The 13,425-nt window shown below is 57.5% G+C and carries 12 protein-coding genes; 5 read left to right on the top strand and 7 right to left on the bottom strand.

Going from position 1 to position 13,425, the window contains the following annotated elements:
• Positions 1 to 291: 291 nt before the first annotated feature.
• Complete coding sequence (locus HCG46_RS20055) at positions 292 to 1,221, bottom strand: alpha/beta hydrolase (protein ID WP_168687179.1); 930 nt, start codon at positions 1,219 to 1,221, stop codon at positions 292 to 294.
• A gap of 279 nt (positions 1,222 to 1,500) precedes the next feature.
• Between HCG46_RS20055 and dapA the strand changes: the two genes are divergently transcribed.
• Positions 1,501 to 2,379 carry a 4-hydroxy-tetrahydrodipicolinate synthase gene (gene dapA / locus HCG46_RS20050; protein WP_023003772.1) on the top strand — a complete coding sequence of 293 codons (879 nt, stop codon included), beginning with the start codon at positions 1,501 to 1,503 and terminating at the stop codon, positions 2,377 to 2,379.
• Between the two features lie 104 nt (positions 2,380 to 2,483).
• Positions 2,484 to 2,963 carry an SsrA-binding protein SmpB gene (gene smpB, locus HCG46_RS20045; RefSeq protein ID WP_023003773.1) on the top strand — a complete coding sequence of 160 codons (480 nt, stop codon included), beginning with the start codon at positions 2,484 to 2,486 and terminating at the stop codon, positions 2,961 to 2,963.
• Positions 2,964 to 3,150: 187 nt separating this feature from the next.
• Here the strand turns inward: smpB and HCG46_RS20040 are convergent, their stop codons facing one another.
• The 3 genes from HCG46_RS20040 to HCG46_RS20030 form a co-directional block, all read right to left on the bottom strand.
• Positions 3,151 to 3,609: a thioesterase family protein gene (locus tag HCG46_RS20040; RefSeq protein ID WP_168687178.1), complete on the bottom strand. Its 459-nt coding sequence runs from the start codon at positions 3,607 to 3,609 to the stop codon at positions 3,151 to 3,153.
• The gene (locus HCG46_RS20035; RefSeq protein WP_205838588.1) at positions 3,606 to 4,769 is read right to left on the bottom strand and encodes an iron-containing alcohol dehydrogenase; all 1,164 of its coding nucleotides are present in this window, start codon (positions 4,767 to 4,769) and stop codon (positions 3,606 to 3,608) included. Before HCG46_RS20035 ends, HCG46_RS20040 begins: the two co-directional genes overlap by 4 nt.
• Positions 4,770 to 4,895: 126 nt before the next feature.
• Positions 4,896 to 5,303 (bottom strand): DUF2000 family protein, encoded by a 408-nt coding sequence (locus tag HCG46_RS20030; RefSeq protein ID WP_168687177.1) that lies wholly within the window; start codon positions 5,301 to 5,303, stop codon positions 4,896 to 4,898.
• Between HCG46_RS20030 and HCG46_RS20025 the strand changes: the two genes are divergently transcribed.
• Positions 5,302 to 6,213 (top strand): AraC family transcriptional regulator, encoded by a 912-nt coding sequence (locus HCG46_RS20025; protein ID WP_168687176.1) that lies wholly within the window; start codon positions 5,302 to 5,304, stop codon positions 6,211 to 6,213. The genes HCG46_RS20030 and HCG46_RS20025 overlap by 2 nt on opposite strands.
• A 30-nt stretch (positions 6,214 to 6,243) precedes the next feature.
• Here HCG46_RS20025 and parC read toward each other — a convergent pair whose 3' ends face one another.
• On the bottom strand, positions 6,244 to 8,496 hold the full coding sequence (gene parC / locus HCG46_RS20020) for a DNA topoisomerase IV subunit A (RefSeq protein WP_062489170.1): 2,253 nt from the start codon (positions 8,494 to 8,496) through the stop codon (positions 6,244 to 6,246).
• A gap of 322 nt (positions 8,497 to 8,818) precedes the next feature.
• Between parC and HCG46_RS20015 the strand changes: the two genes are divergently transcribed.
• A complete protein-coding gene (locus HCG46_RS20015; RefSeq protein ID WP_168687175.1) occupies positions 8,819 to 10,834 on the top strand; it encodes an EAL domain-containing protein in 2,016 nt (671 codons plus the stop codon).
• 123 nt (positions 10,835 to 10,957) lie between these two features.
• Positions 10,958 to 11,632 carry a signal peptidase I gene (lepB, locus tag HCG46_RS20010; RefSeq protein WP_168687174.1) on the top strand — a complete coding sequence of 225 codons (675 nt, stop codon included), beginning with the start codon at positions 10,958 to 10,960 and terminating at the stop codon, positions 11,630 to 11,632.
• A gap of 17 nt (positions 11,633 to 11,649) precedes the next feature.
• Here lepB and recO read toward each other — a convergent pair whose 3' ends face one another.
• Both recO and era read right to left on the bottom strand, forming a co-directional pair.
• Positions 11,650 to 12,405, bottom strand: coding sequence for a DNA repair protein RecO (gene recO / locus HCG46_RS20005; RefSeq protein ID WP_055653434.1), 756 nt, complete (start codon positions 12,403 to 12,405; stop codon positions 11,650 to 11,652).
• A 59-nt stretch (positions 12,406 to 12,464) separates the two neighbouring features.
• Positions 12,465 to 13,391, bottom strand: coding sequence for a GTPase Era (era, locus tag HCG46_RS20000; RefSeq protein WP_187306554.1), 927 nt, complete (start codon positions 13,389 to 13,391; stop codon positions 12,465 to 12,467).
• Positions 13,392 to 13,425: the final 34 nt, after the last annotated feature.

Below are 13,425 nucleotides of genomic sequence, written 5' to 3'. Positions count from 1 at the left end.
TCTGGCTTCGTAATGGGTGCTGACGTTGGTTACGCCAACACCGACCCGGACAACGCATCTGACGTTGACGAACTCCTCTTCGGTGTTCGTATGCAGCGCACTTTCTAATCAACCCTCACTCGAGGTTTGATGGAAAACCCGGCGGAAACGCCGGGTTTTCTTTTGTCTTGTCGGATAAAAAGTACTGTAAAATGCGACGCACAGAGTGTCGCTGTAGCTCAGAAGCTCAGAAGCTCAGAAGCTCAGAAGCTCAGAAGAGCTAAGCGGAACAAGGCCAGGTGGCCGCCAGATTCAAACGCTTTTCAGAAAATCCGAAATCGTCTTGTGCGTCTCGCCATCCCACAGAACAGGGGCATGCCCTTGGCCGGGAATGGTTTTTGCTGTGGCATTCGGGTGGTTGTCCGTCATGCGCCGACATGTTTCCGGGCTCAGCAGATCCGAATGTTCGCCGCGAAGCACCAGGACCGGTCTGTCGGTCAGCTTTTCGTAAAGAGGCCAGAGGTCGGGTGTGGGCGTGGCATCATCGAGACTTGCCAATTGATGGGCGAGGGCGGGGTCGTAGTCCATCATCACATGTCCGTCCTGCTCGCTCGCAAGCTGGCCAGCCAGCTTGAGCCAGTCAGCCTTTCCGAAGGCAGGGAATTGATATCCGAGCGTGTGTTCCAGGTTGGCTGCGACGTCTTTATGGGAGGCGCATTTCATGTGGTGGCCGAGTGTTGCGGCGATCCGGTGGATCGCGCGCATCTCGATATGCGGACCAATGTCATTGAAGATCACGGCCGCCATTCGGGATGCGGGATAACGCAAGCCCATTGCCAGGGCATGCAAGCCACCCCGTGAAGTTCCAAGAACGGCAAAACGGTCCAGTCCAAGTTCTGTAATGGCAGCATCGATGTCCTTGTCTTCAACGGTCAAGGCGTAATTGCGCCAATCGGGATCCCAGTCGCTCTTGCCTCGTCCCCTGTAGTCGAGGGCGATGACCCTGTGGCCGCAAGTTTGAAGGAAACGCGCGATCTCATTGAAATCTCGCGTATTTCTGGAAAGCCCCGGCAGGCAGAGAACGGGAATTGGCGACGCTGCCCCTTCCGAATCCGGTTTGGCAGACGGCCACTCGCAGCCTGACAAGGTAAGGCCATCCGGGCTTTTCCAGGTAAAGTCTACTACTGGGGGCATCGGGGCGGTGCTGGAGCTGACAAGCGCTTCTTGCGGCGCAGAAGTCATGGGTGTCTCCCGTAACGTTTCCATCCAAAAGTTGTTTTTTTCAAAGATAGAGTGGATTGCGGGCGGGTGCCAATAGGAAGACTTCGTATTAGGCATTGAAAAGATGAGGCCAGGTGTCGCTGGAAGAGCGCAGTTAAGGCAAGAAAAGTCGAAAAGCAGCAGTTCTATAGCATTGGAACCATTGCTCCTTGTTCGGCAGATGAGTATGTTGCGCCTCCATCTGAAACAGATGCCCTTCCGCCCGTCGGAACCACGACAGTCATCCAAGAGGAAACCGAGATGTTTAAAGGTTCAATTCCAGCGCTGATTACCCCGTTTAAGGACGGAGCGCTCGATGAGAAACGGTTTCAGGAGTTCGTGGACTGGCAGATCGCTGAAGGTTCCTCCGGTCTCGTGCCAGTGGGCACGACCGGCGAAAGCCCGACGCTGACCCATGATGAACACAAGCGCGTTGTCGAACTGTGTGTAGAAGCGGCCGCGGGCCGCGTTCCCGTCATGGCGGGCGCAGGTTCCAACAATACGATCGAAGCAATCGACTTCGCGCAACACGCCGAAAAGGCCGGCGCCAATGCGCTGCTGGTCGTGACGCCTTACTACAACAAGCCGAACCAGGCTGGCATGAAGGCCCATTTCAAGGCCGTCAACGATGCCGTCGGCATCCCGATCTTCATCTACAACATTCCAGGCCGCTCGATTGTCGACATGCTGCCGGAAACGATGGCAGAGCTGTTTGAAACCTGCGAGAACATCAAGGGCGTCAAGGATGCAACGGCTGACATGGCAAAGGCCAGCCGTCAGCGCCATCTGTGTGGACCGGATTTCGTCCAGCTGTCCGGTGAAGATATCTCCGCACTTGCTTTCAATGCTCACGGCGGTGTCGGTTGCATTTCGGTGACCGCAAACGTTGCGCCGCGCCTGTGTGCCGAATTCCAGGCTGCCACGCTTGCCGGTGACTACAAGAAGGCGCTGGAATACCAGGACCGGCTTGCGCCGCTACACCGGGCCATGTTCCTGGAGCCGAGCCCGGGCGGCGCAAAATACGCGCTTTCCCTGCTTGGCAAGGTGGACGAAGAGCTGCGGCTGCCTCTTCTGCCGGTGACGGAAGCAGCACAAGCCGAGATCCGCGCTGCAATGGCACACGCAGGGCTGATCAACTGACCGGAAAAGGAATGGCACTGGCTGCCGGGAACTGACGTTCGTCTCGATTGTTTGCCTTTTCGAGACGAACCGAATTTCAAGGCGCTGGCGCCGGAAGGAAAAAAATGGCTCCGAGAAAAGGGGGCGATCCGGGGCGGACAATCATTTCCGACAACCGGAAAGCCCGGTTCAATTTCGAAATCGAAGACACCCTGGAAGCAGGCATCGAGCTGAAAGGCACCGAGGTCAAATCGCTGCGTAACGGCAAGGCGAATATTGCAGAATCCTACGCCGCCGAACACAAGGGCGAGATCTGGATCTACAACGTCTATATTCCGGAATACCTTCAGGCCAATCGGTTCAATCACGAACCGCGCCGTCCGCGCAAACTGCTGCTGCACAAGCGGGAGATCGGCAAGTTGGCTGGTGCCGTCCAGAAGGACGGCAAGACGATTGTCCCGCTCAAGCTCTATTTCAATGAGCAGGGCCGGGCAAAGCTGGAATTGGCCCTTGCCCGGGGTAAAAAGCTGCATGACAAGCGCGAGACTGAGAAGAAACGCGATTGGCAGCGCGAAAAGTCCCGCTTGATGAAGAACTTCAGCTGATTGCCGCTATCCACAGCGGCGCTGCGTGACAATTGCATGACTGTGCGTAACCTGTTGAAAGCTTGCGCATAACGTGTGGAAGAGCTGTGCAGTGCCTGTGGGTAGTGGAAACGCCCATCCCGGACTTTTCCCGTGGATTGCCTGTGAGCATTCGCAGCGTAACCTTATCGCCTGATTTGTCCGGTATCTAAGCCGTCAAACCTTCCAGGATTCCCCGTTTCCAGTCGGGAATAGGGCAGGGTCTGCGAGTTTCACGGGCCACGTGGACATGGACAAAGCGGCCGTGAGCTGCTGTCGTTTGGCTTTCGCCGGCAAACAATCCAACCCTGAAAATTACAGAAGTTGAGCCAAGTTTTTCAACCTTCAGTCCTGCGGATATGATGGCGGGAAAGGTTAGTTCGGCGAAGTAATGGCAGCCGGTTTCCACCACCAGAAAGATCTCGGGGCTCTTTAGCGGGTCGAGCAGTTTCTTATCAACGTACCAGCTGTTAACAGCCGTATCGAAAAAGCTCAAATACTGAACGTTGTTGACGTGCCCGTAGATGTCCACATCCATCCACCTTGTGGGGATATGTTGAAAAGCTTTAAATTCGGACCTGTTTAAAGGTTCCGGTCTGGCCGCTTGTGGATGAGCTGTGATGTTCATAGCGCCGCCCTGTAGATTTCAAGCGCGTCCGTTTCGCCAAGTTCCCGCGGGTTGTTGACCAGCAGGCGGGTTTGCTTCATGGCGTCGCTCGCCATTTTGGGCAGATCAGTCTCGCTGATTCCGACATCGCGCAGGCGTGTTTGAAGGCCCAGTTTTGCAGCCAGGTCTGCCAGTTTATCTGCAAACAGGTCAGAGCGTGCCCTGGCATCGTTTACCTCGGCAAGTCCAGGGAAAACAATTGGCGCAATCTCGGCATAAGTTTCTGATGCAACAGCGTTATTGAACTTCAGGACATGTGGCAGAACCAGCGCGTTGGATAGCCCGTGAGGGACGTGAAACGTGCCGCCGATGGGATAGGCAAGCGCATGAACCGCGGCCACCGGTGAATTGGCAAAGGCCATGCCGGCAAGCATGGAGCCGAGCAACATCGCGCCACGTGCGTCCCTGTCGTCCGGTGTGAACACGGCCTTTTCAATGTTGGCGCCAAGCAGCTTCAAGGCTTCAACGGCAAGCGTTCGGGAGACGGGGTTGTTGTTTACGGATTTCGAGGCGTATCCCTCGATCGCGTGGACCATGGCATCTATCCCCGTTGCCGCAGTGACCGGGCCCGGCAGGCCAAGCGTCAGCAGCGGGTCGAGGATCGCGAGATCGGGAAGAAGGAAAGGAGACACGACGCCGCGCTTTTCCTCATCCCCGACTGTAATGATCGAGATCGGAGTGACCTCGGAGCCGGTTCCTGCTGTGGTCGGAACGAGGATCAGGGGCAGCCGTGGCCCCTTGGCGTTTCCTATGCCCCAGGCTTCGTCCAGGTCCTCGTTGCTGCCCAGCAGCAGCGCGACAAGCTTTGCGACATCCAGGGAGGAACCTCCGCCGTAGCCGATGATCGACGTTGCGCCGTGCGAGCGGGCCGCTTCCACGGCGGCATCGACCAGGGACCGCGGCGGATCGGCGACGACGTCACTGAACCGGGCGATTTCATGCCCGGCTCCGACCAGGGATGTCTCGCAGGACGCCTGCAGGCCGAGGGAAACAATGCCGGGATCCGTTACCAGAAAGGGGCGCGGCCCCAGAAAGGAAGCCGCGTGGCTTGCCAGGTTCGCAGCTGCTCCATTTTCGAAGACGATGCGCTGACTGGTATTGAACGTGAACGCCCCTATCATAAGTCCTCCCGGGTTTTCTTTGCCCCACAGTGCCCGGAAAAGACATGCGCAGTCGAGTGAAGATTGATCCGACTTTTGAAGAAGGCGGGAGGGGGTAATTTCGAGGCCACCAAAGTCTGAAGGTGTTCAGGCATGCATCTTCGCGCCCTTGGAAATTTTGTCTGCGACCTTCTTGTCCGCATGAAAGGCAATGCCGACCACTTTCGCATCATCCGGGCCAAAGCGCGAAAAGACCTCCCGGTTCGCACTGTCATGGCCCGTGGAGAACATTTCCTCGATGTAAAGACTTGCCGGAACCGAACGGTCCAGCGTCCGCTTGTGGATCTTGCCGAGTGTTTCTGCGTCGGCACTCAGGACGATGATCGGCTGGACACTAATCGGGTGATAGACATTGGTCGCCGCATCGCTATAGGGTTCGCCGATTATGCCGGGCTTTGCAGCGGCAACGCCGGTTGACAGGAAAGCAGTCACATTCAACTTCTGCCAGACAGCGAGATCTTCTCGGACAACAACGACGAACTTGGTTTCGAACATGACTTTCAACTCCACGCGGGGATTTCATCTTGAAGGCGAAAGCAAGGACCTAGCAGCGCCGAAGCCGAGTGGTCTTGAACGTTTGTGCGAAGTGGAAGCGGACAGGATCCATGTAGCGCCACCGGAAGAGGGGATCGAGCGCATTGATGCCCGGTTTCACGGCAATGGCTTTACACCTCACCGGCACGACACCTACGCCATCGGTTTGACCATGAGTGGCGTACAGACCTTTAGTTATCGCGGTGAGAGACGTGCTTCGCTGCCGGGGCAGGTGATCGTCATTCATCCGGACGAGCTGCATGATGGTGGTGCAGGGACTGAACGCGGGCTCCGCTACCGCATGATCTACATTCCGCCGGAGCTGATTTGTGAAACCCTGGCTGCCTCGTCGGGCAACGCGCGCCTGCCGTTTATCGGCTCACCCGTCATCTCCGACGCAGGCTTCAGGAAAGATCTAGCGGACGCCCTGACCGATATCGATCACGAAATGGGTCCTTTCCGGCGCGACTGCCTGATTGCGGATCTGGCAGCTTGCCTGGCTCGTCATGCCGATGACCGCATGGCAGGTGTCTCCTCATTGAACTGGCCGTCCCTCAAGGCCTGCGCCGAGTACCTGAGGGAGGGCTGTGCAGACCGTATAGCCATGGAGGAACTGGAGGACCTGGCGCAGATGGACAGGTTTTCCCTGTCGCGGCAGTTTCGAAAGGTCTTTGGAACGAGCCCGCACCGGTATCTCGTCATGCGGCGTCTTGAGAAGGCCAAGACCGAGCTGCATCAGGGAGCGTCACTTGCCGACGCGGCCTTTGCCAGCGGCTTTGCGGATCAAAGTCATCTGACACGTCACTTCAAGCGAACATTCGGGATGACACCCGGTCACTGGCGGCAGCTTTGCGCCGCCAGTATGGCTTAGCCCGATCGGAAAACGACCGGGGGCTTTGCCTTAAAGCTTGCTCGGCCCGAACTTGTTCGACCGCGGGAAGCCCGTGGGTGGCAGGCGACCGGCCTGACCGCGTTCGCCGCGCCAGTCCGCAAGCTCTTCCATTGTCCGGGTAAAACTGCGGCCGGAACTGTCGGTCCAGGTCAGGCCGTCTTCACCCTTGAAGACCCGAATGTCCGAGATGTTGCCGTCCCGGTAGCGCTGCAGGCGGACGCCGCGGCCGCGACCCATTTGCGGGATCTGTGCCATCGGGAATACCAGCAGTTTCCGGTTTTCACCGATGATGGCCACTTGGTCACCCGATGCCTCGACACAGATCGAGGCTTCCGCCGGAGCGCTGAGGTTGAGAACCTGCTTGCCCTTGCGCGTGTTGGCAACGACGTCGTCCTCGCTGACGACAAAACCACGCGCTTCGGTGGTTGCCAGGAGCAGGTTTCGGCCAGGTTTGTGAACGAAGGCGTTGACCACGTCCTGTGCTTCGTCCATTTCCACCATCAGACGTATCGGCTCGCCATGGCCGCGTCCGCCAGGCAGGCGGTCGGCACCAAGCGTGAAGAACTTGCCTCCGGTGGAGAACAGCAGGATCTTGTCCGTCGTCTCCGCATGCAGTGACAGTTTCAGTTTGTCGCCTTGCTTGAACGCAACACCGGAAAGGTCCGTCTGGTGACCTTTCATCGCCCGGATCCAGCCCTTTTCGGAAATGATGACGGTGATCGGTTCCTTTTCGATCATCGCCTGCTGGATGTCGATCAGGTCCGTTTCCGGAGCTTCGGACTTGTCGGTTCGCCGCTTGCCGATTTCGGTTTCAGGGCCATAGACCTTGGAGATTTCCGCAATTTCCTTGGAGATCTTGGTCCACTGACGCGCATCGGAACCGAGCAGTTTGGTCAGGTCGTCCTTCTCGGCCGACAGCTTGTCGTGTTCCTTGCGGATTTCCATTTCTTCAAGCTTGCGCAAGGAGCGCAGGCGCATGTTGAGGATGGCTTCCGCCTGAACGTCCGACAGCTCGAAAGTCCGCATCAGTTCGGCTTTGGGTTCGTCCTCTTCGCGGATGATGCGAATGACCTCGTCCAGGTTCAGATAGGCGACGAGATAGCCTTCCAGAACTTCCAGACGATGGTTGATCTGGCCGAGACGGTACTCGGAACGGCGGATCAGCACTTCCTTGCGGTGATCGAGCCATTCGCGCAGGACCTGTTTCAGGCCCATGACCATCGGCACCTTGCCCATGGAAAGGACATTCATGTTCAAGGAGAACCGGTTTTCCAGGTCCGTCAGCTTGAACAGGGATTCCATGAGGATGTTTGCGTCGACATTGCGCGAACGCGGCACCAGGACGATGCGGATGTCTTCGGCAGATTCATCGCGGATATCGTCCAGAAGCGGCAGCTTGCGCGCCGTCAGCAGTTCGGCGATCTTTTCGATCAGGCGTGATTTCTGCACCTGATAGGGGATCTCGGTGACGACGATCGCCCATTGCCCGCGGCCGAGATCTTCCACTTCCCAGCGGGCACGAACGCGGAAACTGCCGCGTCCGGTTTCATAGGCCTCGCGAATGGACCCCTGGTCCGACACCAGAAGGCCGCCGGTCGGGAAATCCGGGCCCTTGATGTACTCCAGCAGCTCGCCGGTTTCCGCATTCGGGTTCTTGATCAGGTGCTGGCACGCCTCACAGAGCTCGAACGCATTGTGCGGCGGAATGGAGGTCGCCATGCCAACGGCAATGCCCGACGAACCGTTGCCGAGAAGGTTCGGAAAGCCGCCCGGCAGAACGATCGGCTCCTTGTCCTCACCGTCATAAGTCTCACGGAAATCAACGGCGTTCTCGTCCAGGCCGTCCAGCAGCCGTTTGGCCGTGTCGGTCATGCGCGCTTCGGTGTAACGCATGGCAGCCGCGTTATCGCCGTCAACGTTGCCGAAGTTGCCCTGTCCGTCGATCAGCGGATAGCGCTGCGCGAAGTCCTGGGCGAGACGAACGAGGGCATCGTAGACCGCCTGGTCGCCGTGCGGGTGGTATTTACCGATCACGTCACCAACAACACGGGCACATTTCTTGAAGCCGGACCCAGGGTCCAGTTTCAAAAGGCGCATTGCGTAAAGCAGGCGCCTGTGCACGGGTTTCAAACCGTCGCGCACATCCGGCAAGGCCCGGTGCATGATGGTCGACAGTGCATAGGCCAGATAGCGCTCTTCCAGCGCATTCTTGAGATTGATGCTCTCAATGCCGCTTGGCGGCGGTGTCGTCTCTTTTCCCATACTTGCTTGCTAGCTGTTTCAGGCACGAGGTGCAATTCGCTAACTGCCTCGAATGGCCGGGAACAGCGGATTTTCAACGGATTTCACACGTCTGTGGGTGAATTTCTATCCGCTACATGCGAGGGCAGGAGAGTACACAAGGCCTGCGAGCAAGAAGTCCAATCAAAGAAAATCTGGAATTAAAATATCGAATACTGCGAAGCTTCCTTAATGTCATGTCAAGGAGAGAGCGGTATTAATCCAAGAAAGGCTGCGGATTTTACCGATGCCCGGTTAAACTTTGGAACATGCCTGAATGGGTTCAAACTGGTTGACGTCGGCCTTGACGGCTTTCAAAACGTGGGTTGCTGGTGATAGTGGCGACCCGGACGTTGCCCTTGCGCAATATCAGTTCATCCAGCGCCAGACACCGTTCCTCTACATGATGAGCCTGGCTGGCGGTTGGGGTTTATCGGTGACGCACTGGTCGGTTGCTCCGATTGCTCTGACGCTTGTGGTACCGCTACTCGTGACCGCCTTCGCCGTGCAGCGGATCGTGACGGTTCGCAGGCGCCAGAAAGAAACGCCGGGCCACGCCGAAATTCTTGCCTGGCAGAAGCAGGCCAAGGTCCTGGCGGTGGTTTCGCCTGCGATTTTCTCGATCTGGGTTCTGTCGCTTTTTCCCTATGGCGGGCCATACCTTCAGGTTCAGGTGGTCTTCACGATTGCCGTCGCCAATCTGGTGCTGCTTTTCTGCCTGATCCATTTTCGCGCGGTTGCCCTCATCAACGCCTTCTGCGCCAACACCTTGTATTTTATATACTTTGCCATCGCAGGCGAGCATGTCTTCACCTATTTCGCGCTCTATGGAATAGCGGCTTCCATGGGGGCCTTCTTCATCCTGAACAACCACTATCGCGGCTTCATCAAACTGATCCGCACGGGTAGGGATCTGAAACGTCATTCCGAGGAACTGGAACACAAGCAGGATGAAACCCAGAAACTGAGTGATCTGAACTACTACATCGCGAACCACGATCACATGACCGGTCTGCCCAACCGGCGTTGCTTTCTTCTGGAACTGGACCAAAGCTTCAGGTCGGCTCGCCAGTCGGGAGAACCGCTGTCGCTGTGTGTATTCGATCTGGGAGGCCTCAGGGCCATCAACAACATCTATGGGCTCAACACCGGAGATCAGATCCTTCTTGAGGTCGTGCGGCGGCTGAAATCCAAGCTCGCACCGCAAATGTTCGTGGCCCGGATTGCCGGTGACGAGTTCGCTCTATTAGCCGTTGGGGACGAAGCAGCCTTTTCGGACGTCAGCAGTTTCTTTGACGAACTGTTTGCAGAGAGTTGCCAACTGCCGGAAGCCAGCATGAAGCTGAACTATGCCGCCGGTATAGCTCATCTGGATGAAAGCGTTCTGTCACCGACGGACCTGCTGGAACACGCCGTCTACGTTCTCCAGGAAGCAAAACTCAATCGGAACGAGCCGGTTGCCGTGTTCGGACCGCGCCACAGCGAACAGATGCTGTCCCACGCCAGAGTTACCCAGGCGCTGCAGTCGGCGGATATTGAAGCCGAATTGTCGGTTGCCTTTCAACCGATCGTGGATGTGGCACACAATCGGATTACGGGTGTGGAATGTCTTGCCCGTTGGAACAGTCCGTTGCTGGGCAATGTGCCGCCAGGTGAGTTCATCCCCATTGCCGAACGTTGCGGAGTGATCAACAGGCTGACGCTGGTCTTGTTGCGCAAGGCGCTTGAAGCCGCTCGTCACTGGCCAGCCGATCTGAAGCTGTCTTTCAACCTGTCGGCAAGCAACCTGTCGTCCCGTGGTTTCGTGCAGGAGATACTCGACCTGTTGGAGAGCTTCGGATTTGAGCCAGGGCGACTGCATTGCGAAGTGACGGAAACTTCCGTGATGTGGGATTTCAAGGAAGCTAGCCGGGCGATCCTCGCCTTGAAGGAAACCGGGATCCGTCTGTCACTCGACGATTTCGGCACCGGTTATTCGAGCCTTTCCCATGTTCACAAGCTGCCCCTCGACTGCATCAAGGTCGATCGAAGTTTCGTCCACGGTATTCGGCCGGATACAGCCGGATATGGCATCGTCAAGTCGCTGTTGGCCCTCAGCCGCGACATGGGCATTGCCTGCGTTGTCGAAGGCGTTGAAACGGAAGAAGAACTGTCCGTTCTAAAAAGTCTCGGCACAAGCGAAGTGCAGGGCTACCTGTTTTCCAGGCCGCTTTCCGAAGCGGATCTTGGACGCCTGTTTACCAAAGGCATGACCCTTTCCAGCGGCACTATGCAATCGGACGACCCTCCGGTTGCTTTGGAGGCTGCCCAGGCAGGATGAAGGCGCGTCGTCTAAATACCTTTGGTTGCAGGAAAGGATTGTAGGAATCAACACCGTCCCTTAGACCGTCGAAAGGTTTATTCAGCCGCACTGCCAATCGTGTGGTTCCTTTGCTGGGGGGGCATGGCTTCCAAACGCAAATCTTTTCGCTGGCTCTTGGTCGGTTTGGTAGCGCTGGTTCTGGTTGCGGTCGCGGTGTCCTGGAACGATTTTTACCTGCTGCGCCTGAAAACCTATTCCAATCTTTCAAGCAACATGCGTCCGACCCTGGAGGTCGATGAAGTTGTTCTTGCGAGAAAAATCTTCCCCTCAATGGGCGAGCACTATGAGCCAGTCCGCGGAGACGTAATCGTTTTCACTATCGCCGCCAAAAGAGCGAACGATTATATGAAAAGGGTCATCGGCTTGCCTGGCGAGCGCATACGGCTTCAGGACGGCGTGGTGCTGATCAATGATGTGCCTGTTCCACGTCAGGCCCTTGCAGACTATCGCTACGAGGGTCGAGACGGCTCAGAGAGCTCTGCTCCGCGATTCAGGGAAACTTTGCCGAACGGCAGAAGTTACGAAGTTCTGGATCTCGATCCGCAAGGAGAAATGGACACGACAAGAGAATATGTCGTGCCCGACGGTCATCTGTTTGTAATGGGCGACAATCGGGACAATTCGGTCGATAGTCGTTTTACAGATTACATCGGATATGTACCGCTGAGTGGGGTCTTCGGTGTCGTTGAGATGATCCTTCTTCCGAAAGGCGAGGGCAGTTCGCTGTGGCAGCCGCAGCAGCCGGAAGCAAATTAGGGCGTGTTTCTGGAGTTTCAGAAATTCCAGGGAAATTCGGTTCGGTAACGCTTCTCAAGGGCGGAGAGTACCTGGCTTCGCGTGCCGCCGTCCCTGGTGCCATGTTCCTGCAGGTATCTGTTCAGAAAAAAGCTTGTCAGGTCGAACCCCTGGGTGACATCAGCCCAGGTCAGCTCACTGCCGGCCTGCCGTTGCCCCTCAAGAAGAAAGCCGGGCAGGGGCAGCAGACGGTCATGATAGGGCGTGCCGGCTTCCCGGCAGACCGCACGGGCGGATTTCGGCGACACGTAAGCCAGGTCTTCGTTGCTGCCTGTGGCGGCGCAGGACGAAAGATCGAGACCGATGCCGAGGTCGCGCAATACCTCAAGCTCGAAACGGACCAGAAGCGCGGCTGCCGCGTCCGAAGCCTCCAGATGGTCCAGAACCACCGTTAGCGCATTGAACAGTCTCGGGTAGGCGTGGCGTTCGGGCAGGAGACGGAGCAAAAAGGCCAGATGCTGAAGCGCGGCCAGACCGAGGCTGCTGGTCATGAGGTCACCCGCCCGCAGGGTTTCCGGCTCTATGTGAAATTGACCGAGATGGTCGGAAAGGCGTGCCTTCCAGGTGAGGGTAAGCTCGTTGCCGGGCTGCAGAACAGGCCGGTGCCGCCGAGAGCGGCCACCACGGACAAGACCGAGGTGGCGGCCATGATCCAGCGTCATGGCCTCCAGAATGACATCGTTTTCGCCGTGTTTGCGGGTGGTCAGCACCACGCCGCGTCCGCTCCATTCCAAGGGCCGTTTCCCGTTTCATGTCAGGCCGGGAGTTTGGCGGATTCGGCGATCCGCGCAAACTATTTCGGAAATTCCAGTCCCATTTCCCGGTAACGCTCCGGATCGTCCGCCCAGTTCTCCCGAACCTTCACGAACAGGAACAGGTGGACGGGAGCTTCGATGATTTCCGAGAGCTCTTCGCGCGCTGCCTGTGAAATCGCCTTGATCGTCTGTCCGCGTTTGCCGAGCACGATGGACTTCTGGCTGTCCCGCTCCACGTATATGGTCTGTTCGATCCGGGCCGACCCATCCTTGCGGGCCTGCCACTGTTCCGTCTCCACGGTGGAGATATAGGGCAGTTCCTCATGCAGGCGCTCGAACAGCTTTTCGCGGGTGATTTCGGCGGCAAGAATGCGCAGGGGCAGGTCCGACGGCTGGTCTTCCGGAAAGAGCCAGGGGCCGTCCGGAACCTTGGACGCGAAATAGTCCAGGATGGTTTCGGTGCCGTCGCCGGTCAGAGCCGAGACCATGAAGGTTTCTTCAAAAGAGACGAATTCGTTGATCTTCTGCGCCAGCTGAAGAAGTTTTTCACGCTTGGCGACATCGGTCTTGTTGAGGATCAGAACCTTCGGTGCCTGCTGGCTGGACAGGCGCTTGAGGATGTTCTCCACTTCCTCGGTCAGGCCTTTGCGGGCATCGACCAGAAGCGCGATCAGGTCGGCATCGCGCGCACCGCCCCAGGCGGTGTCGACCATGGCGCGATCGAGCCGGCGCTTGGGCTTGAAAATGCCCGGCGTGTCGATGAACACCAGCTGTGCCGCGCCGTGCATGGCCACGCCACGCACAATGGTGCGTGTTGTCTGCACCTTGTGCGTAACGATGGAGACCTTGGTGCCGACAAGCTGATTGATCAGCGTCGATTTGCCGGCATTGGGCGCGCCTATCAGGGCAATGAAACCCGCCTTGGTATCAGCAGGCATCTCCGGCAGCGGCTCGGGCAGCGGCATGTCAAATCGGCCGGTGGGGGCCTGAAAGCCGTTG

Source organism: Labrenzia sp. PO1 (assembly GCF_012273635.1).
In the GTDB taxonomy this organism is placed as follows: Bacteria; Pseudomonadota; Alphaproteobacteria; order Rhizobiales; family Stappiaceae; genus Roseibium; species Roseibium algicola.
The sequence above is the reverse complement of the archived record's forward strand: the minus strand, read 5'-3'. Positions and strand labels throughout refer to the sequence as shown.